Below are 20,730 nucleotides of genomic sequence, written 5' to 3'. Positions count from 1 at the left end.
GTCAGTTTTCCTTGGTTTCCAGCACGAATCGGAAGCGCCCCTCGCTGTCGCGCGCCAGCTCCAGCAACTGGTTGGCGGGCAGGGTCAGGGTGGCGGCGCAGACATTGGCCTGGATGGGCAGCTCGCGACCGCCGCGGTCGACCAGCACCGCCAGTTGCACGCTCGCGGGGCGGCCGTAGTCGAACAGCTCGTTGATCACCGCGCGCAGGGTGCGGCCGGTGTAGAGCACGTCGTCGATCAGCACCACGTTCGCACCGTCCACTTCATAGGGCAGCACGGTCTGAGCCGAGATCGACAGGCCGCGCTGCGCGAAGTCGTCGCGGTGCATGGACGAGGAGATCACACCGGCGTCGCCGGGCAGGCCCAGGTCGCGCTGCAGGCGCTCGGCCAGCCAGGCACCGCCCGAGGTGATGCCGGCCAGCACCACCGGTTGCGGGGTGGCGGCAATCAGCGCCTGGACGCCTTCGCGAAGTTCGGCATAGAGCAGCTCGGCGTCGAGCTGGATGTTTTGGATCACGGCAGGCTCCTCAGAAACTGTTCCAGGATGATGCAGGCGCTGGCCGCATCGGCGTCCTTGGCCCCCAGTGCGTGGGCCTCGGTGGTCGAGTAGCGTTCGTCGACCTCGTACACCGGCAGGCCGTGGCGGCCGCGCAGCCGGCGTGCGAACTTCTGTGCGCGCAAGGTGTTCTCGTGGGGGGCGCCGTCGGGGTGGAACGGCACGCCGACGACGAGGGCGTCGGGCTGCCACTCCTTGATGCGCTCGGCGAGCTTCGCGAAGCGCGCGTCGCCTTCGGCGGCGATGGTGGCCTGCGGCGTGGCTGTGCGGGTCAGGCGGTTGCCGCTGGCCACACCGGTGCGCTTGAGTCCGAAGTCAAAGGCCAGAAAGGTCTGGCAGGCGGCCGGCACGTCCATGGCGTCAGGCGTGTCCGGCATCGGGGGACAGCATCCAGGGCGCCAGACCCAGCAGGCCCATCGCCTTCTCATAGCGTTGCGACACCGGCGTGTCGAAAATCAGCGCCGGGTCGGCGGCCACCGTGAGCCAGCTGTTTTCGGTGATCTCGGATTCGAGCTGTCCCTCGCCCCAGGACGCGTAGCCCAGCGAGACAAACACCTTGCGCGGGCCCGCGCCCGAGGCGATGGCTTCGAGCACATCGCGCGAGGTCGTCATCTCCAGCCCGCCGGGAATGGACAGCGTGGAGGCGTAGACCGACTCGCCTTCACCCGCGTCGATGGCTTCGTGAAGCACGAAACCGCGCTCGGTCTGCACGGGACCGCCCTGGAACACGGGCTGATCGCGCAGATCGTCGCGCCCCAGCACCAGGTCGACCTTGGCGAACAGTCCGGGCAGCAGGATGTCGGAAGGCTTGTTGATCACGAGTCCGAGCGCGCCGCGCTCGCTGTGTTCGCACATGAACACCACGCTGCGGCCGAACAGCTCGTCGTTCAGCCCGGGCATTGCAATCAGGAAGTGATTGGTGAGATTGATCGGGGCAGAATCCGCAGTCATGGCGCAATTTTAAGCGGCGGCCCGTGCCCGCCCCGCCGTCACCGAGCAGCCCCCGATGACACGCTACGACAGAGGACTGATGTGGTTCCGGCGCGACCTGCGGGTGCAGGACAACGCCGCCCTGCACCACGCGCTCAAACACTGCCGCCAGGTCTGGTGCGTGTTCGTGTTCGACACGGAGATCCTCGACCCGCTGCCGCGCGCCGACCGGCGGGTGGAGTTCATCCACGCCAGCGTGCTCGAACTCGATGCCGGGCTGCGCGCCCTGGGCGCCCGGCACGGCCGCGAGCGCACCGGCCTCATCGTGCGGCACGCGGCCGCGCGCGAAGACATCCCGCGGCTGGCCCGGCAGCTGCATGTGCAAGCGGTGTTCACCAACCACGACGACGAGCCCGCAGCCCTGGCCCGCGATGCCCAGGTGCTGGGCGCGCTGGCACACGCCGGCGTCATGCTGCACAGCCACAAGGACCATGTGATCTTCGAACGCCGCGAGGTGCTGACCCAGGCCGGCCAGCCGTTCGGCGTGTTCACGCCCTACAAGAACGCCTGGCTGCGCAAGATCGAGCCCTTCTTTCTCAAGGCCTATCCCGTCGACAAGTACGCACCGGCCCTCGCACCACTGCCCGATGCGATGGATGGGCCGCTGCCCCGGATGTCTGATCTGGACTTCGAGACCACCAACCTGTCGAAGCTGCCCATGCCCACCGGCGCCAGCGGTGCTCAGACCCTGCTGGCGGATTTCATGGAGCGCATCGAGCGCTACGACACCGCGCGCGACTTTCCGGCGGTCAAGGGCCCCAGCTACCTGAGCGTGCACCTGCGCTTCGGCACGGTGTCGGTCCGCCAGCTGGCCTCGCTGGCCTGGCAGATGCACCTGCAGGGCATGAAGGGGGCCAGCACCTGGCTATCGGAGCTGATCTGGCGCGATTTCTATCACCAGATCCTGGCCAACTTTCCGCACGTGGTGAGCAAGGCATTCCGCCCCGAGTACGACAAGGTGCGCTTCGAACATGGCAAACACGCGCAGGCGCTGTTCGCGGCCTGGTGCGAGGGCCGCACCGGCTACCCGCTGGTGGACGCGGCCATGGCCCAGATCAACCAGACCGGCTACATGCACAACCGGCTGCGCATGGTGGTGGCCAGCTTCCTGGTGAAGGACCTGGGCATCGACTGGCGCTGGGGCGAGCGCTACTTCGCCGAGAAGCTGATCGACTTCGACCTGGCCGCCAACAACGGCGGCTGGCAGTGGGCGGCCTCGACCGGCTGCGACGCCCAGCCCTGGTTCCGCATCTTCAACCCGGTGACGCAGAGCGAGAAGTTCGACCCCCAGGGCAAGTTCATCCGCCGCTACCTGCCACAGCTGGCAGGGTTGTCCGACGCGGCGATCCACGCTCCCTGGAAGGCGCCCGAACTGGAACTGGTGGCGGCGGATGTGCGCCTGGGCCAGACCTACCCGAACCCGATCGTCGACCACGCCATCGCCCGCGAGCGCACGCTGGAACGCTACGCAGTGGTCAAGCGCTGCCCCTGATCACCAGGCGACCAGTGGTCAGGCGTTGGCTGAGGCCTGCGCGTAGTTCGCCACCAGGGCCAGCAGCTCGTCTTCCGAGTAGGGCTTGCCCAGGTAGTGGTCCACGCCCAGCTCGCGGGCGTGCTCGCGGTGCTTCTCCGCGATGCGCGACGTGATCATGATCACCGGCAGGTCGGACAGGCGCGGATCGTTGCGGATGTTGCGCACCAGGTCGAAACCGTCCATGCGCGGCATCTCGATGTCCGACAGCACCACGGTCGGGCGCTCCTGCTGCAGGCGCTCCAGTGCCTGCAGGCCATCGGCCGCCAGCGTCACGCGGTAGCCTTCGCGCTGCAGCAGGCGCTGCGTCACGCGGCGCACCGTGATCGAGTCGTCGACCACCAGCACCAGCGGCACGGCACTGACCGCCGCCTCGACCGGCAGCTCGGGAGCGCCTTCGGACGACGCCGCGTCGCGGTGCAGCCGGCCCTCGATCCAGGGTTGCACCTGGTCACCGTACACCGTGGCCAGCGCCACCGGGTTGTAGATCAGCGCCACAGCGCCAGACGCCAGAACCGACATGCCGGCCAGACCGGGCAGGCGCGAGAGCTGCGGACCGAGGTTCTTCACCACGACTTCCTGGTTGCCCAGCACCTCGTCCACGTGCATCGCCACGCGCTGCGCCGCACTTCGGAAGATCACCACCGGCAGCGTGCGGGTCTGTGTTTCCTGCGATTGCGGTGTCGACTGGAGCAGAGCCCCTGCCCAGTAGAACGGCACCTCCTCGCCGCCGACCATGAGCGTCTTTCTGGCGTACGCCTGCGCCAGCTCGTCGGCGCTGACACGGCGAACCAGTTCGACCTGCGTCGACGGCACACCGACCGTCAGTTCACCCGCACGCAGCATCACCACCTGCGTGACGGCGGTGGTCAGCGGCAGCACCAGCTTGAAGCTGCTGCCCTGCCCCGCGTGGGTGTGGGTCTCGATGCGGCCACCGAGCGCCACCACGTCGTTGCGGACCACGTCCATGCCAACACCGCGCCCCGCCAGCGAGGACACCTCGGCAGCCGTGCTCAGGCCAGGGGTGTAGATCAGCTGCGCAGCTTCGTCGTCGGACAACACCGCGTCGGCGGGCACCAGCCCCTGGGCCAGGGCTTTTTCGCGCAGACGCGCCAGATCGATGCCCGCGCCGTCGTCCTCGAACGTCACCGAGACGTCGTTGAGCTCCTGCGCCAGCCGGATCTCGATGTGACCCTCGGCGGGCTTGCCCTTTTCAAGCCGGCGCTCGGGCGATTCGATGCCATGCACGACGCTGTTGCGCAGCAGGTGTTCGAACGCCGCCGTCATCCGGTCCAGCACGCCGCGGTCCATTTCAATGTGACCGGCCGTGATGTCCAGCCGCACCTGCTTGCCCGTCTCCTTCGAGGCCTGGCGCACCACGCGGTACAGGCGCTCGGAAATGCCTTCGAACTCCACCATGCGGGTGCGCAGCAGGTCGCGTTGCAACTCGCGGGTCTGGCGCCCCTGCGCGACCAGCCCGTCCTCGGTCGCTTCGACCGCACGCTGCAGATTGCGCTGCACCGTGGCCACGTCGTTGACCGACTCGGCCATCATGCGGGTCAGTTCCTGTACGCGCGTGAATCGGTCGAATTCCAGCGGGTCGAACGCCAGTTCGGCATCGCGCGCCTGCGCCAGGCGCGACTGCATCTGGGTTTCGGCCTGCAGTTCGATGTCGCGCAGCTGATGGCGCAAACGGTCGAGGTTGCCCGTCAGGTCCTTGAGCGAGCCGCGCAGGGTCACCAGCTGGGACTCCATGCGCGAGCGGGTGATCATGACCTCACCGGTCTGGTTCATCAGGCGGTCCAGCAACTCCGGACGGACCCGGACGGCGGCTCCTGCACGTTGTGGCACCGGCACCGGCGCCTGCTGAAGAGACAGGCCACTCAGTCCGGCACCCTGAGGCACCGCCACCGAAGCAGCGGCTTCCGACGAGACCACAGCCTCCCCGGAACCCACCACAACCTCGTCCTCGACCGTGATCGACAGTGGTGGCTCGGCGGCTTGCTCCGGCGCGGTCTGCACCACGCCATGAGAGGCGGGATCGGTGCTGCGGAGCAGGTCGAAGCGGGCGCACAGGGCGTCGTAGGCGGACTGCAGGGGCTCCAGCTCCCCGGTCTGCGGGGTGTCGGTGCCCAGGCGTTCAACCGAGGTTTCCATCCGGTGCGCCATTTCGCCCAGACGCAACGCGCCTGCGAGCCGGGCGCTGCCTTTGAGCGTGTGCAGGTTGCGAAGCACCTCGGCGCGTGCACTGCCGTTGTCCGGTCGCGCGATCCACTGGCGCAGGGCACCGCCCAGCAGGGGCAGCAACTCCTGTGCTTCGTCGGAGAAGATCGGGAACAGGTCCACATCGATCGTGTCCATCGCATCGATGTCGTCGTCGATGTCCTGGACAGGCCCCCTGGGCTCGTCCATTTCTGACAAGGGCGACAGCGTCGTGTCGTCGTCCGCCAGTACAAGCGACTCGGCTTCGAGGACCTCGGGTGCCACGTGCAGCGGCTCTTCGTCCACCACCGCGACGGGCTCCACGGTGTCGACTGGCGTCCCGGTGTCGATGGACGACGCATCCCATTGCGTGTTCAGTTCGTTGTCCAGCGATGGCTCATCGGTCGTGGACTCGCTGACTGCGTCCGACTCGGTTGGCGTGGGCAGGTGCAGCAACGCCTCCAGGCCCGCCAGCAGTTCGGGATTGGGTTCCTTGTAGAAACCCGCCGCAAACTGGTGCAGCAGGCGGCGGATGTCCTCGGCGGCGGCGACGAAAAGCTGTGCCTGTGCATCGGTCGCCGGCTGGCCCGCGCGCTGGTGCGAACCGACCAGCGCCAATGCGTGCTCCAACGCCCTGGCAATATCCGACAGGGGCTGGAAGCCCACCGTCGCCGAGCTTCCTGCCAGCGAATGTGCCAGCGCCTCGGCCTGCTCAGGCAGGCGTTCGTGCCGCTCCAGCGACCACTCGGACAGCGCCACACCCAGCCGGCGCGACCATTCATCCGCCTCGTTGAGGTAGACGTTGTAGAGACGGATGCCGATGCGAAGCGGCCCGATGGCGCGTGTCTGCTCATCGAGCATCTCTTCTGCCGCGGCATCGGAAGACACAGCGATGTCTGCGACTTCCTCACCCACCTCGACGTCCGGTGCCTCATCGTCCTCAGCAGGTCCCGGGGCGCTCATGGGCTCTTCCACCAGCACGGGCTCTGGCGTCGGCATCACCACCGCGTCGAGCTCAATCACCTGCACGCTGTCGGGCTCGGCCGGATTGAACAGCGCAGCAGGCATGGAATCCTGCAAGTCCTGAGCCTGTGGAAGCTCCGCCTCCAGATCGAGAGAGATCTCGTCGAAGATGGATGGATTCTCGTCTGCGGGGTCCAACTGCGCGGGAGATTCCGCATCCTCACCACCCGCTCCGGACTCGACCGGATCAGCGAGCGATGCATGCTCCGACGGCACAGGCTCGGGAAGATCAAGCTCCATCACCGGGGCATCGCCAGACTCCTGTGCGCCCACGCCCAAGTCCAGGTCCACCGCAGGCGCGTCATCCGTTTCGACCTCGATCGACGCCACCGGTTCTTCGGCCGCCGGCTCGGTCAGTTCAACAACCTCGACCGCTTCCACCGCCAACTCTGGCAGGGCACCCTCCAGCGGCAGGTGTTCCCGCCGATCGCGCCAGGCCTGGGCGCTGTTGCGGAAGGGCTGGGCCTTCCAGTGCGCGTCCTGGTTCTGGTCGATGTCCTCCACCCAGCGGCCCAGCTCGGTCATGGCTTCCTGCGCCAGCGACAGCAGCGCCGGTTCGGCTGGCCGCTGCTCCGCCAACACCGAGTTGAGAACCTGTTCCATCGCCCAGGCGGCTTCACCGAACTCACCCAGTCCCACCATCCGGGAGCTGCCCTTGAGGGTGTGGAACGCACGGCGCAGGATCGTGAGCTGCTCCAGTTGACCGGGTTCGTGGCGCAGCGCCTTGAGCGCGGCCAGTCCGTTGCCCACCACTTCACGACCTTCCTCCAGGAAGATGTCGCGCAGATCGTCTTCTCCATCGTCATCGGGCGGCGTGCTGACCGGGGCCGCCTGCGCCACATGCGCCGCCGGGACGCCCGACTGGGCCAGTCCCACCAGTGCCTGGGCACCGGCCACGGCGTCACTGCCGACCACGGCCTGGGCTGCCTCGCGCGCGGCGCGTGCCACACCTTCCTGTTCAGCCAGCGATGCCTGGTCAGCCAGAGAGTCGAGCTGTTCGCTCAATTCGGCCAAGTCCACATTGTTCTGGGCGCCTTCGACCACGCGCTGGACGTCCTGGCTCAGCGTTTCAGCTGCGTGCTGCGAAGGAAGGGACACCGGCACCTCCGGAGCCATTCGCCCCATGAGCGGCCGGAGCTCGCCCGCCTGGTCGTCGAACACGAACAGCTTCTTCGCCAGCGCTGGCTGGTAGTTGAGCATGTCCACGAGGAAACTCAGGGCGCTGAGGTTGTTGCCCAGCTGCTGGAAGGTTCCGGCCTCTCGGGCCATGTCCTCGTCGATTTCGGTGTCCAGGATTTGCTCGACCGTCGCGCGCATGCGGGAGACGGTCTGCACCGCCTGTTCAAGGCCCAGCACAGAGAGCACGCCGCGCATCTGCACCAGCTGGGACACTGCCACGTGCAGCCCCGCCTTTTCCTTCGGCGCCCGGAAGAACTGGTCCAGCGACTTCTCCGCCTCGCCCAGCGCCACCTTCAGTTCGCCGACCACGCTGCCCAGCGTCTGGCGATCGCTGACGCGGCGGTAGAGCTGCTCCATCCACGGTTCGAGGGGCTGGGCAGACTCACCCGCCAGCACCCTCTCCAGACGCTCGGCCAGCAACTGGGTGCGGTCTGTCAGTGTTGCATCGTTGGGATCAAAATCGTCGAACGCCGCTTCCAGGTACAGGGTGGTGGTCGCGACCTCCATTGACAACTCGGGCTTGACGTTCCCGGGTGAGCGCGCCACGTGCTCGGCCGCCTTGACGAGCGAGCGGGCCAGTCCGGTGCTGGCCGGATGCAGCTTGAGCAGCGACTCGCCGATCAGGGTGTACTGGTCGAGCACCGACCGCGCACGACTCAGGTCGCCGCCCGCCAGCAGCGACCACGACTCCTTGCCCGCATTGATCCGCTTGCGGGCCTGCACCAGCAACGCGGGGTCGAAACGCCCCAACGTGGCCTGGCTGTAGTCCACCGGCGCGGCATCGCTGAGACCGAACGCCGCGCGCACCGCTTCGAGATGAGGCGCCCGTGTGCCCGGCACAGGACGCGCCTGGGCACAGAAGAACAGGAGGTCGTGCAACAGCGTCTCGGACACATCGGCGCGCGCACCACCTTGCACCAGACCGGCCAGCTGCAGCAGGATGCGGGAGGCCGCCCTCTTTGCATAGACATCTGGCACGAGAAGGTTCTGCGACAAACCCTCGAAATAGGCCGCGGCTGTTCGCCAGAACGTGACCGCACGGGGTTGCTGCGCACCAGCGGCCAGGCTGGCACACATGCGCGAGAGTTGCGTCGAGGCAGCACGGCTGTTGGTCTTGACCACCAGCAGCACGAGCCGATCGAACAGCGAGCGCACCTGTGGATCCACCTTCATCGGCGGCACCCCGGCAGGCGCTGGCGCCTCCACCCCCCGCCGGTCAAACGACCACAGGTCGGCCGGATGGACGCGCTCGGCACCCGCCAGCTCCTGCACCTCGCGGTACTGGCTGAACAGCGCCACCGGCGGCACCGGCTTGCCGTTCAGCACCGCCTCGAGGTACTCGATCAGGGCGAAGCTCGCGCGCTCGACCTTGCCCGCCGCCTCATCGGTGCAACTGAGCGGGCGCTGCACGAACCGCTGGACTGCCGCCTCCATGCCCCGCAGCACCTGCGCCGGGGCCGCGAGACCGACCACCTCGAGCGCACCCACCGCTTGGTGAAGCTGCTGCCGGGCCACACGCAAGGCCCCGGGGTCGACCGCTTCCAGGTCGCTGTGGCGCGCCTGCTCGGACTCCCGGATGAACCGCCGGATGGCCTTGTTGGCACCCTCCAGCGACTTGCGCAACTCCTCAAACACCCAGGCCAGCGGCCCCAGGTCGTTGAGAGGCGTATCGGTCGGGGCGTGGTCTTGGGTATCGAGCATGTTGGGTCAGGCCTGACGGCCGATCAGGCGATCTTGAATCGGGCCACCGACTGCCTCAGTTCCTCGGCCATGGAGGACAGCTCACGCACCTGCGCGGCGGTCGAACGCGTACCTTCACCGGTCTGCTCGGTCACCGCGAAAATGTGCTGGATGTTGCCGGCCACTTCGTTGGCAGACTCGGCTTCGCGGAGCGTGGCGCTGGAGATCTGCTCGATCAGCTCGGCCAGACGGCGCGACACGCGGTCGATCTCGGACAGGGCGGTACCGGCGTTGTCGGACAGCTTGGCCCCTTCCACCACACCCTGCGTGGAGCGCTCCATGGCGGCCACCGCGTCCTGCGTGTCGGTCTGAATCGCCTTCACCAGCGCAGCAATCTGGCGTGTGGCATCTGCGGAGCGTTCGGCCAGGCGCTGCACTTCTTCCGCCACCACCGAGAAGCCGCGACCGGCTTCACCGGCGGACGCGGCCTGGATGGCGGCGTTCAGGGCCAGCACGTTGGTCTGTTCGGTAATGTCGGAAATCAGCTCGGTGATTTCACCAATCTCCTGCGACGACTCGCCCAGCCGCTTGATGCGCTTGGAGGTTTCCTGGATCTGGTCGCGGATGGCGTTCATACCACCGATGGCGTCCTGCACAGCCTGCAGACCGGACTCTGCGGCCTGCAGAGACGAGCGGGCCACACGAGCCGATTCCTGCGCTTGTCCGGAGACGTCGTTGATGCGCTGCGCCATGTCCAGCACCGACTGGCCGGTTTCGCGGATTTCGCGCAGCTGTTCCGTTGACGCGGCCAGCAGTTCGGTCGAGGTGCTCTCCACCGCCGACGTCGTCTGGGCCACCCGTGTTGCCGTGGCTTGCACGTTGCCCACCAGCGATCGCAGTTCTTCCACCGTGTAGTTCACCGAGTCGGCAATGGCACCGGTGATGTCTTCCGTCACCGTGGCTTCCTGCGTCAGGTCGCCTTCGGCCACCGTCTGCAGTTCGTTCATCAGCCGCAGAATGGCGGCCTGGTTGGCATCGTTGACGCGCTTGGCGTCCTGCTGTTGCGCTTCGGCAGCCACACGCTGGCTTTCTGCGATCAGCTGACGCTGGCGGCTTTCGAGCAGCTGGACATACGCCAGCGCCGCGCCACAGGCCAGCGCAAACAGCGCCGACGCCACCATGGCGAACAGCTCACCCCCGCCCAGACCGGAGGCGGCAGACAGCTGGCTCTGAAGGCTCTCGAGACCCGTCCGCAACGGCTCGCTGTCGCCGATCACGCCGGCCTGCGCCTCGCGGGCCGCCACCAGACCTTGCAGGTTGCCCAGAATGGCACCAGCGTCGGTGCGGGTTTGCTCGTACAGCTTCAGCAGGGCTTCCAGCCGCTCGCGGATCTGAGGATCGGTGGTGGACTTCAGGCGCAGCTCGGCGCTGCCGTTGAGCAGGCCTTCAGCGATTTCCTTGAAGGTGTTCAGGTCCTTGCCCAGCAGGAACACGGCCTCGGGGCTCACGCCTTCCATGGTCAGGAACTCGTTCGCCGATTTGCCGATGCGCTGCGTCAGCATCACCAACTGGCCTGCCGCCGAGATCTCGGTCGGGGGAGCGCCAAGTTGCAGCTTCAGAGAAGAGACTGTTTCAGCGATTTCCAGGAGGTCGGACGACTGGCGGTTGATGGAGCGAAGCGCGTCACCCACCTGGGTCAGGATCTTTTGCTGAGACAGCACCACGCCGGCATTGCGCTCGGCGGAATCCACCTTGGGCAGCAACTCGCCCAGCAACCCCTCAAACTCGGGGCCCAGAGGGCTCAGTCCCAGTGCATCATCACCCTGCTTGAAGCCACGCACGTTGCGAGACAGCACGTCGGCACTGTCCTTCACTTCAGCGAAGGCAGCCGGGTTGCCAATCAGGGCCTGGGACACACTCTTGGCCAGCCGCTGCGACTGCATCAGTGCCTGACCGCTGGCAGCCACTTGCTGACCCACTTTCTCGGTCTTGTTCAGCACGAAGAACACCACCGCCGTCAACAGCACCACCGCAAACAACAGCAAGGTGCCCAGGGTACGACGATGCTGCTCCGCGCTCCGCCGACCAAGCACCGGCAGGCTGAGCACCCCAAGCTCCAGGTCGGCTGGCTCCGGACCATCGGAGCTCAGGCGACTCTCCGCAAAATCTGCATCGTTGCGCGACTCATCTAGCCGCTCGGCAGCGATGCGGGCCACGTCCTGTTCGGCGAGGTCGCTCAGATCGGGATCGTCGGCCCCGTTCTTGCGGAACATCCCCTGGATTCGATCAAGCATGGCCATGAAACAACCTTCCAACAGAAAAGACGGGATCCATCGGGATCCGCTCACACGTTATTGATGACGACCTGCCACCCGTGCACCGCATGGCGATGCACATCAGGCCGCGATGGCGAGAAACTCCGGGTCATGGGACAGCGCCTGAAGGTTCAGCTCCTGCCACTCCTGACCATCCTTGTCGGTGAAACGGCGGGCGTACCAAGCGGGCGCCTGTGCATCCCGTTCCATCACAGACGCAAACATGGAGGGGTTGCGCAGCCCCAGCAGGCGGTCGATCCACAGAACGGCGTTCACACCCAGCGCGGAGTGCAGACTCACCAGTCGCGACTCTGATGTCACACGGTCAGACACCCTGGCGGCGGAAGCCGCTGCGAGCCGCCCGGACAGCAGAGCCAGATCGACCACGCCGTGCAGACCACCCCGGAGACTGGCCACCCCGGCGTACCACCGCTTGGTGTACGGCACTGTCTGCAGGCTGGTCCACGGAAAGATTTCGCCCGACTGAACCAGCGGTACCAGGAAACGCCCGCCGCCGGCCTCCAAAGCAAGCCAGGATGCCGAGGCCCCCTCGGTTCTGGCTGCGGTCAGGCGCTCCGCGAGGCGCACCTGAAGGTCTTTGAGGGATTGACGGTTGGCCATGCGTTCAGTCGTTCGCCCGGTTGCCGCGTCAACCGAGAGCCCGGATCTTGGAGATCAGTTCTTCTGCGTTGACTGGCTTGGTCACGTAGTCGCGTGCACCCTGGCGCATTCCCCAGACGCGGTCCGTCTCTTGGTTCTTGCTGGTGCACATGATGATGGGAATATCAGAGTATTGGGGGTCGCGGGTGATGGCCCGCGTCAGCTGAAATCCATTCTGACCGGGCATCACCACGTCCATCAGAATCAGTTCCGGCTTTTCCTCCCCGAGCCGACGAAAGGCCTCTTCCGCATTCTCAGCGGTTCGCACCTTGTAGCCATTTTTCACCAACAGATCGGACAGAACCATGAGCTCGGTCTTGGAATCGTCCACAACGAGAATCTTCTGAATCGGCATCATGCGGCTCCGGTGAGGTGGGCGCCAAACTGCTGCACAGCCTGCAGCAGCTGGTCTTTGGTAAACGGTTTGGTGAGGTATTCCTGCGAGCCGACCATGCGGCCCCGCGCCTTGTCGAACACGCCATCTTTGGACGACAGCATCACGACCGGAATGTTGGCGAATCGGGCGTTGCGCTTGATGATCGCGCAGGTCTGATACCCGTCCAGCCGCGGCATCAGGATGTCGCAGAACACGATGTCGGGCAGGTAGTCGTTGATTTTGGCCAGCGCATCAAAACCATCCTCTGCCAGCAGCACCTCGTGCCCGCCCTGCTTGAGAAAGATTTCTGCACTGCGACGGATGGTGTTGCTGTCGTCGACCACCAGAACTTTGAATGTGGGCGTCGGATTCACTGCTGGTCGCTCCTGTATGGTGTGGAGGGAGGGTGACGGGATGCCAGCCTGCAGCATACGCCGAGGCGCAGGCTCGTCAGATCTGGACCATCTCGAAGTCTTCCTTGCGGGCGCCACACTCGGGGCATGTCCAGTTCATCGGAACATCCGCCCACGCGGTTCCCGGTGCGATACCGTGCTCGGGTGAGCCTGCGGCCTCGTCGTAAATCCACCCGCAGATCAGGCACATCCAAGTCTTGGTTTCGGTCATGTCAGCGAAGGCATTGTCATAGAATCCGGTCATTGTATCGAGCCACGGAGGGCCGCCGCTGAGCTCGCGCTGGTGGAAATCCCCAAGGCGCCAGATACCGATTTACGCGTAACACGCTGCGTTCACAATGCCCCAAAACTCCGCCCCTCCCCTGCCCGCCAACGCAGTGGAGCCTGGTGAAACTTCGCTGCCATGCGTCATGGTTTTCAACGCCAACGACCCCAGCGGAGCCGGTGGACTGGCGGCGGACCTCACAGCCATGTCCAGCGCCTCTGCCCATGTGCTGGCGGTGGTGACGGGCTCCTACATCCGGGACACCTCCGAAATCCACGACCACATCGCTTTTGACGAAGAAGCCGTCGCCGACCAGGCCCGCTGTGCGCTCGAAGACATGCCGGTCAAGGCCTTCAAGGTCGGTTTCGTCGGCAACCCGGAAAATCTCAGCGCGATCGCCGGCATCACCACCGACTACGCCGATGTCCCGGTGGTCACCTACATGCCCGACCTCTCGTGGTGGGACGAACTCGCCATCGAGACCTATCTCGACGCCTGTGTCGAGCTGCTGCTGCCACAGACCACCGTGCTGGTCGGCAACCACAGCACCCTTTGCCGCTGGCTTCTGCCCGAGTGGGAGGGCGACCGTCCTCCCAACGCCCGCGAGGTGGCCCGGGCGGCGGCGGTGCATGGCGTGCCCTACACCCTGGTGACAGGCTTCAACGCCGCCGACCAGTACCTTGAGAGCCACCTGGCCAGCCCGGAGGCCGTGCTGGCCACCGCTCGCTACGAGCGCTTTGAGGCGACCTTCGGCGGCGCGGGCGACACGCTGTCCGCCGCGCTGTGCGCCCTGATCGCCGCCGGCGCCGACCTGCAATCGGCCTGCGCAGAGGCACTGACCTATCTGGACCAGTGTCTGGACGCCGGGTTCCAGCCTGGCATGGGTCATGCCGTTCCCGACCGGCTGTTCTGGGCGCACGAAGACGAGGGCGACGAGGCCCCCGAAGGCGCCGCCGGCGAAACGCCCTCGCCGGACAGCCAGCTGGACGCCGACGACTTTCCCCTGGACACCACCAAGCACTGAACCATCCATGAGCGACCGCAACCTTGATCTCTTCGAACGCGCCAAGCAGCTGATCCCCGGCGGCGTGAACTCCCCGGTGCGCGCCTTCCGCGCGGTCGGCGGCACGCCGCGCTTCGTGCAGCGCGCACAGGGCGCCTATTTCTGGGACGCCAACGGCCAGCGGTACATCGACTACATCGGCTCCTGGGGCCCGATGATCCTGGGCCATGGCCACCCTGCCGTGCTCGAAGCGGTGCAGAAGGCGGCCACAGAAGGTTTCTCCTTCGGCGCACCCACCGAGCGCGAAGTCGAACTGGCCGAAGAGATCGTCAAGCTGGTGCCCAGCCTTGAGATGGTGCGCCTGGTAAGCTCCGGCACCGAGGCCGGCATGAGCACCATCCGGCTGGCCCGCGGCGCCACCGGGCGCAAGACCATCATCAAGTTCGAAGGCTGCTACCACGGCCACGCCGACGCCCTGCTGGTCAAGGCCGGCTCGGGCCTGGCCACTTTCGGCAACCCCACCAGCGCCGGCGTGCCGCCCGAGGTGGTGCAGCACACCCTGGTGCTCGAATACAACAACGTGGCACAGATCGAGGCCGCGTTTGCCGAGCACGGCGCCGACATCGCCTGCGTGATCATCGAGCCGATCGCGGGCAACATGAACTTTGTGCGCGCCAGCGTGCCGTTCGTCAAGCGCATTCGCGAGCTGTGCACCCAGCACAGTGCACTGTTCGTGTTCGACGAGGTGATGACGGGCTTCCGCGTCGGTCTGGGCAGCGCGCAAGGCCACTACGCGTCGCTGATTCCCGGCTTTGAACCCGACATGACGGTGATGGGCAAGGTGATCGGTGGCGGCATGCCGCTGGCGGCCTTCGGTGGCAAACGCGCGGTGATGGAACACCTCGCTCCGCTGGGTGGTGTCTACCAGGCCGGCACGCTGTCGGGCAACCCCGTGGCCACGGCCTGCGGTCTGGCCACGCTGAAAGAAATCCAGAAGCCCGGTTTCTTCGAAGCCCTGTCGGCCACCACCCGCTCGCTGGTGGATGGTCTGAAGGCCGCGGCTGATGCCGAAGGTGTTCCGTTCAGCGTGGACTGCCAGGGCGGCATGTTCGGCTTCTTCCTGATGCCCGAATTGCCGCAGAACTACGCCACCGTGATGAAGACCGAGGGCGCGAAGTTCAACGCCCTGTTCCACGGTCTGCTGGACCGGGGTGTGTACATCGCGCCCGCCCTGTACGAAGCAGGCTTTGTGAGCGCGGCGCACACCGCGGACGACATCGCGGCCACAGTCGCGGCGGCGCGCGAAGTGTTCGCCTCACTCCGGTAAATGGTCTCGCTGTTCCCCCGCGGCTGCTTCAGGGTGCGGGGGACTTGAGGCCGTCGGTGATCAGGGGCGAGAGGATCTGCGCCAGGTGCTCGTGCCCCTGGGGGTTGAGGTGGTCGTCGATGCGGTAGTAGTCCGAGCGCTTCAGCAGGGCCTGGCTGTCCAGCACCACCACGTCCAGACCGGGCGCATGCTGTGACAGGGCCGCTTCGAATGTGCTCTTGAAGCCGGGGTGGTTGAAGCCGTAGCCACTGGACTCGAACACGATGAGCTTCTTGCCTTCGAGCACCGGGCGGTAGCGCGCGACGATCTTGGCGAAGTTGTCCGCCTCCCAGGGCATGTTGCGCGCCAGGCTGCGCGCCTCGAACCGGGCCCGGCTCTTGTAGTCACCCTTGTAGATCGCATGCGCCAAGTCCAGCACCGGAGCGATGGGGCCGCGCGCTTTGTTGTCGTGGTAGCGGGCCTGCATGTGCAGCCAGCGCGAGTGGACCTGCCGCAGGAACTCCTCCCGCGTGCTCTCCACCGCCCGCTTGTTCTCGTCGGCGTCGTTGTTGCAGTACTGGAGGACCACCACCTTCGCTCCACCCGAATAGGCCTTGAGCGACTCCAGCTCGCGCAGGGTGGCGTAAGAGGAAATGCCGAGATTCTTGGTCCGGAGGTGGTAGCGGCTTCGGAGGACCTCCGGGAACGACTCGGCGTCCTTGACGCCGAAGCCCTGGGTGTGCGAGTCCCCGATCAGCACCACATCGGAAGGCGCCCGGGTGTCGGCGTTGCGAAAGCCTTCTTCGTCGAACGTCATCACCGTCTGGTATTCCAGATTGTTCAGAACGCAGGGCCCGGGCTTGGCCTTGTAGCCGTACCCTTCGTCGGTCCACCGCATGCAGGGCGTTTCCAGGTTGCGCCACGACGCCAGGTACACATCCTGGACCAGGGACGTGCCCAGCACGAGGTACAGACCACCGCCCACAAGGGCCAGCAAGGGGCTCAGCAGCACGAGGTAGAACACCAGCCGCTTGCCAGCGGACAAGGTTTCAGTCGAGTTCGTAGGCATTGCGGTAGTCCCTCAGCAGCGCAGGGTCTTGGTCTTCCTTGCGCATCACACAGTTGCCCACGGCCAGAAACTCGATGCCCGTGCCCATCAGGCAGTGAAAAGCGTCTTCGGGCGTGCAGACGATCGGCTCGCCCCGGACGTTGAACGAGGTGTTGACCAGCACCGGGCAGCCTGTCAGCTCCTTGAACCGTGAGATCAGGCGGTGGTAGCGCGGATTCGTGTCGGCGTGGACCGTCTGGATGCGCGCCGAGTAGTCAACGTGCGTGATGGCGGGAATCGACGAGCGCGGGACATTGAGCTTGTCGATGCCGAACAGCTTCTGCTGCTCTGCCGTCATGGGCGACTGCCGCTCCTTGGCCACGTCGGCCACCATCAGCATGTAGGGGCTGTCCACGTCGATGTCGAACCAGTCCTGCACATCTTCGCGCAGCACGCTGGGTGCGAATGGCCGGAAGGACTCCCGGTACTTGACCTTCAGGTTGAGCTGTTTCTGCACCGAGGGGGAGCGGGGGTCGGCCAGAATCGACCGGCCGCCCAGTGCCCGGGGACCAAACTCCATGCGGCCCTGGTGCCAGCCCACGGCGCAGCCGCGGGCCAGCGCGTCGGCGGTGGCGTCGATCAGGGCGTCGTCGTCCAGTGTGGTGAAGACCGCTCCGGCCCGGCGCAGGCGGGCCTCGATATCGTCCTGCGCGAAGGCCGGGCCCAGGTACGAGCCGCTCATGGTGTCGCCAGGTCCCACGGACCTGGGCTGGCCCAGCAGGATGTGGTGGGCGCCCAGCGCCGCGCCGATCGCGCCACCCGCATCGCCCGATGCGGGCTGCACCCAGATGTGGTCGAAGACCCGCTCGCGCAGCAGCTTGCCGTTGGCCACGCAGTTGAGCGCCACGCCACCGGCCAGGCACAGGTTTCGCTGCCCGGTGCTCTTGCGGATGCCCTTCGCCAGCTGGATCACCACCTCCTCGGTGACCGCCTGGACCGAGGCCGCTAGGTCCATCTCGCGCTGAGTGAGCTGGGCCTCGGCCTTGCGTGCCGGCCCGCCGAACAGCTCGTCGAACCGGCTGTTGGTCATGGTCAGGCCGGTGCAGTAGTCGAAATAGGCCATGTTCAGCCGGAACGAGCCGTCTTCGCGCAGGTCGATCAGGTGTTCCTTGATCTTGTCGGCGAAGCGCGGCTCGCCATAGGGCGCCAGGCCCATGACCTTGTATTCGCCGGAGTTGACCTTGAAGCCCGTGTAGTGGGTGAAGGCCGAGTACAGCAGACCCAGGGAATGAGGAAAGTGGATCTCCCGGTGGATGTCCAGGCTGTTGCCCCGACCGATCGCCAGCGAGGTGGTGGTCCACTCACCCACGCCGTCCATCGTCAGCACCGCGGCCTCTTCAAACGGCGAAGGGAAAAACGCCGACGCCGCGTGGCTGTGGTGGTGTTCTGAAAACAGCAGCCTCGACGACCAGTCGACCCCCTGGTCCAACTGCTCCTGAAGCTCGCGCACCAGGACACTCTTCTGGAACAGCTTGTCCTTGATCCACACCGGCAGCGAGGTGGCAAAGCTCTGAAACCCGCGGGGCGCAAACGCCAGGTAGGTTTCCAGCAGGCGCTCGAACTTCAGGAAGGGCTTGTCGTAGAACACCACGTGATCGATGTCCGCCGCCCCGAGCGAGGCTTCGGCCAGGCAGTACCGGATCGCCTGCAAAGGAAAGCCGGCGTCGTGCTTTTTGCGGGTGAACCGCTCTTCCTGGGCCGCTGCCACGATGCGTCCGTCCTGCACCAGACAGGCCGCCGAGTCGTGGTAGTAGGCGGAGATACCGATGATGTTCATCGTTCAGAACAGCGTGTAGATCAGGGGCGCGATGACCGAGGTCTCTGCGGCGATCAGCAGCAGGCCCAGCAGCACCACGATGACGATGATGGGCGCGAGCCACACCTTTTTGCGCGTGCGCAGGAACGCCCACAACTCCTTGACGATCTCCAGCATGTCCGACCTCAGAACTGATGTTTGAACGACTCGGGGCGGGGACCCGGCGGTTGCCGGTCCACCCAGTACGAGCGCGCGGAGGCGTCCAGACGCAGCTTCAGTGCGTCCCGCCCCCGCAGGCGCATCACCCATGCAACAGGGGTGATGAGAACGAAGAACATGAGGCCGAACACGAGCGGATTCACCACCCGGCCCATCAGTCTGCCCAGTCCCATCCAGGCCTTGCTGAGGGGAGTCAGCTTGCGCGGTGCCCACAGGGCCAGAGCCCCCATGCACAAGGCGCCGACCACCGCGGCCACGCTCCAGCCGATGACCGCGTGACGGGTCTGCGCAATCACGGCACCAGCCACACACACCGCCATGACCAGGAGGCCGAACGAGCGGTTGAACGAATCGGAAGGGGCGAAGGACGAAGCAGAGCGCATGGCAGGCCTTGTGGACTACGGGGCCGGGCCGGTCTGGCGCTCAACACCCCGTCACGACGGGTGCTGCGTTTGTATCTGCTGCGACTTATCTTGCTCTTAACAACGCAAAAGGGCTCCGAAGAGCCCTTTTGCGTTCAGTCGGGACCGAGCCTCAGTGGCGGAAGTGGCGCACCCCCGTGAACACCATCGCCACACCGCGCTCATTCGCCGCATCGATCACTTCCTGATCGCGCATGGAGCCGCCCGGCTGCGCCACGCAGGTCGCGCCCGCGTCGACCACCACATCCAGACCGTCGCGGAACGGGAAGAAGGCGTCGCTCGCGACGACCGTCCCTTGCAGGCTCAGCTTCGCGGCCTCGGCCTTGATGCTGGCGATGCGGGCGGAGTCGAGGCGGCTCATCTGGCCCGCGCCCACGCCCATGGTCATGCCGTTCTTGCAGAACACGATGGCGTTGGACTTCACGTACTTCGCCACCTTCCAGGCGAACAGCAGGTCCTGCAGTTCTTCCGGCGTCGGCTGCTTGACGGTGACGACTTTCAGGTCGGCCAGTGCCAGCTCGTGGTTGTCGGCGGTCTGCAGCAGCAGGCCCGAGCCCACGCGCTTGGCGTCCATGGCGTTGCGGCCCTGGTCCCAGGCGCTGGCGCCGCCCTTGGGCATGGCGATCTTCATCAGGCGCACATTGACCTTGGGCTTGAAGATCTCCAGCGCTTCGGCCGTGAAGTCGGGCGCCATCAGCACCTCGACAAACTGCTTGACCACAGCCTCGGCCGCGGCCTTGTCCACCGTGCGGTTGAAGGCGATGATGCCGCCGAAGGCGCTGGTCGGGTCGGTCTGGAAGGCCTTGGCGTAGGCCTCGTGCGCATCCTTGCCGACGGCCACGCCGCAGGGGTTGGCGTGCTTGACGATCACGCAGGCCGGTGCCTCGAAGCTCTTGACGCATTCCCAGGCGGCGTCGGCATCGGCGATGTTGTTGTAGGACAGTTCCTTGCCCTGCAATTGAACGCCGGTGACCAGCGAGCCGGGGGCCGGGTACAGGTCGCGGTACAGCGCGGCCTGCTGGTGGCTGTTCTCGCCGTAGCGCAGGTCCTGCACCTTGATGAACTGGCCGTTGGACTGGCCGGGGAACAGGTTGCGCGCCGGCACATAGCTTTCGGCCAGCTTCTCTTCTTCAAACGACACCGACGACAGGTAGTCGCTGATGGCGCCGTCGTACTGAGCGATGCGGTTGAAGGCGGCGACCGACAGCGCGAAGCGCAGCTTGTCGGAGAGCTTGCCGGCCGCCTTGAGTTCGCCGATCACGGCCTCGTACTGGCCGGCGTCGGTGACCACGCCCACGTCCTTCCAGTTCTTGGCGGCGCTGCGCACCATGGCCGGGCCGCCGATGTCGATGTTCTCGATCGCGTCGGCCAGGGTGCAGCCGGCCTTGGCTACCGTGGCCTCGAACGGGTAGAGGTTGACCACCAGCAGATCGATGGTCTCGATGCCGTGCTCCTTCAGTGCGGCCATGTGCTCGGGCAGCTCGCGGCGGGCCAGCAGGCCACCGTGCACCTTGGGGTGCAGGGTCTTGACGCGGCCGTCGAGCATCTCGGGGAAGTTCGTGACCTCGGCCACCTCGGTGACGGGCAGGCCCTTGTCGGACAGCAGCTTGGCCGTGCCGCCGGTGGAGAGAAGGGTCACGCCGAGGCTGTGAAGGGCCTGGGCAAATTCGACGATGCCGGTCTTGTCGGAGACGGAGAGAAGTGCGCGCATGGGGTGGGGTCGGGA

At 66.1% G+C, this 20,730-nt stretch carries 17 protein-coding genes; 3 read left to right on the top strand and 14 right to left on the bottom strand.

The annotated features are described in order from the left end of the window. Window position 1: 1 nt before the first annotated feature. From pyrR to HPF_RS04515, 3 genes are read right to left on the bottom strand one after another with little or no spacing between them, the layout of a single operon-like run. Window positions 2-514 (bottom strand): bifunctional pyr operon transcriptional regulator/uracil phosphoribosyltransferase PyrR, encoded by a 513-nt coding sequence (gene pyrR, locus HPF_RS04525; RefSeq protein WP_066158878.1) that lies wholly within the window; start codon window positions 512-514, stop codon window positions 2-4. Then, complete coding sequence (ruvX, locus tag HPF_RS04520; RefSeq protein ID WP_066158714.1) at window positions 514-933, bottom strand: Holliday junction resolvase RuvX; 420 nt, start codon at window positions 931-933, stop codon at window positions 514-516. The genes pyrR and ruvX overlap by 1 nt, the downstream gene beginning before the upstream one ends. Further along, window positions 917-1,507 (bottom strand): YqgE/AlgH family protein, encoded by a 591-nt coding sequence (locus HPF_RS04515; RefSeq protein WP_066158717.1) that lies wholly within the window; start codon window positions 1,505-1,507, stop codon window positions 917-919. Before HPF_RS04515 ends, ruvX begins: the two co-directional genes overlap by 17 nt. A 55-nt stretch (window positions 1,508-1,562) precedes the next feature. On the opposite strand from HPF_RS04515, the gene HPF_RS04510 reads away from it, so the two are divergent. After that, complete coding sequence (locus HPF_RS04510) at window positions 1,563-3,038, top strand: cryptochrome/photolyase family protein (RefSeq protein ID WP_133155868.1); 1,476 nt, start codon at window positions 1,563-1,565, stop codon at window positions 3,036-3,038. A gap of 18 nt (window positions 3,039-3,056) precedes the next feature. On the opposite strand, the gene HPF_RS04505 is transcribed toward HPF_RS04510, so the two are convergent. The 6 genes from HPF_RS04505 to HPF_RS04480 all read right to left on the bottom strand — a co-directional run bounded on the left by HPF_RS04505 (window position 3,057) and on the right by HPF_RS04480 (window position 13,136). Continuing rightward, window positions 3,057-9,182 (bottom strand): hybrid sensor histidine kinase/response regulator, encoded by a 6,126-nt coding sequence (locus tag HPF_RS04505; RefSeq protein WP_133155867.1) that lies wholly within the window; start codon window positions 9,180-9,182, stop codon window positions 3,057-3,059. A gap of 23 nt (window positions 9,183-9,205) precedes the next feature. Beyond that, the gene (locus tag HPF_RS04500) at window positions 9,206-11,461 is read right to left on the bottom strand and encodes a methyl-accepting chemotaxis protein (RefSeq protein WP_066158725.1); all 2,256 of its coding nucleotides are present in this window, start codon (window positions 11,459-11,461) and stop codon (window positions 9,206-9,208) included. 96 nt (window positions 11,462-11,557) lie between these two features. Then, window positions 11,558-12,097: a chemotaxis protein CheW gene (locus HPF_RS04495; RefSeq protein ID WP_066158728.1), complete on the bottom strand. Its 540-nt coding sequence runs from the start codon at window positions 12,095-12,097 to the stop codon at window positions 11,558-11,560. Window positions 12,098-12,125: 28 nt separating this feature from the next. Then, a complete protein-coding gene (locus tag HPF_RS04490; RefSeq protein ID WP_066158730.1) occupies window positions 12,126-12,491 on the bottom strand; it encodes a response regulator in 366 nt (121 codons plus the stop codon). Then, the gene (locus HPF_RS04485) at window positions 12,491-12,943 is read right to left on the bottom strand and encodes a response regulator (protein WP_373270126.1); all 453 of its coding nucleotides are present in this window, start codon (window positions 12,941-12,943) and stop codon (window positions 12,491-12,493) included. The genes HPF_RS04490 and HPF_RS04485 overlap by 1 nt, the downstream gene beginning before the upstream one ends. 19 nt (window positions 12,944-12,962) lie before the next feature. After that, window positions 12,963-13,136, bottom strand: coding sequence for a rubredoxin (locus HPF_RS04480; RefSeq protein WP_066158881.1), 174 nt, complete (start codon window positions 13,134-13,136; stop codon window positions 12,963-12,965). Window positions 13,137-13,263: 127 nt separating this feature from the next. Here HPF_RS04480 and thiD point away from each other — a divergent pair, with 127 nt between their 5' ends. After that, window positions 13,264-14,214, top strand: a complete 951-nt coding sequence (gene thiD, locus HPF_RS04475; RefSeq protein ID WP_079364494.1) for a bifunctional hydroxymethylpyrimidine kinase/phosphomethylpyrimidine kinase — start codon at window positions 13,264-13,266, stop codon at window positions 14,212-14,214. Window positions 14,215-14,221: 7 nt separating this feature from the next. Further along, entirely contained in the window at window positions 14,222-15,520 is a 1,299-nt protein-coding gene (hemL, locus tag HPF_RS04470; protein ID WP_066158738.1) for a glutamate-1-semialdehyde 2,1-aminomutase, read from the top strand. A gap of 28 nt (window positions 15,521-15,548) precedes the next feature. Here hemL and HPF_RS04465 read toward each other — a convergent pair whose 3' ends face one another. From HPF_RS04465 to purH, 5 genes are all read right to left on the bottom strand, one after another. Next, entirely contained in the window at window positions 15,549-16,544 is a 996-nt protein-coding gene (locus HPF_RS04465; protein ID WP_165961649.1) for an SGNH/GDSL hydrolase family protein, read from the bottom strand. A gap of 4 nt (window positions 16,545-16,548) precedes the next feature. Continuing rightward, entirely contained in the window at window positions 16,549-18,384 is a 1,836-nt protein-coding gene (locus HPF_RS04460) for a carbamoyltransferase family protein (RefSeq protein WP_133155865.1), read from the bottom strand. A 3-nt stretch (window positions 18,385-18,387) separates the two neighbouring features. Then, on the bottom strand, window positions 18,388-18,540 hold the full coding sequence (locus HPF_RS23620) for a DUF5989 family protein (protein ID WP_165961648.1): 153 nt from the start codon (window positions 18,538-18,540) through the stop codon (window positions 18,388-18,390). 8 nt (window positions 18,541-18,548) lie between these two features. Then, window positions 18,549-18,965 carry an SxtJ family membrane protein gene (locus HPF_RS04455; RefSeq protein ID WP_133155864.1) on the bottom strand — a complete coding sequence of 139 codons (417 nt, stop codon included), beginning with the start codon at window positions 18,963-18,965 and terminating at the stop codon, window positions 18,549-18,551. Between the two features lie 151 nt (window positions 18,966-19,116). Further along, a complete protein-coding gene (purH, locus tag HPF_RS04450; RefSeq protein WP_133155863.1) occupies window positions 19,117-20,715 on the bottom strand; it encodes a bifunctional phosphoribosylaminoimidazolecarboxamide formyltransferase/IMP cyclohydrolase in 1,599 nt (532 codons plus the stop codon). Between the last annotated feature and the right edge of the window lie 15 nt (window positions 20,716-20,730).

It is taken from the genome of Hydrogenophaga pseudoflava, from assembly GCF_004353865.1.
Classification (GTDB): domain Bacteria; phylum Pseudomonadota; class Gammaproteobacteria; order Burkholderiales; family Burkholderiaceae_C; genus Hydrogenophaga; species Hydrogenophaga pseudoflava.
Note: the sequence above shows the minus strand (reverse complement) of the source record. Positions and strands in the feature narration are given on the sequence as shown.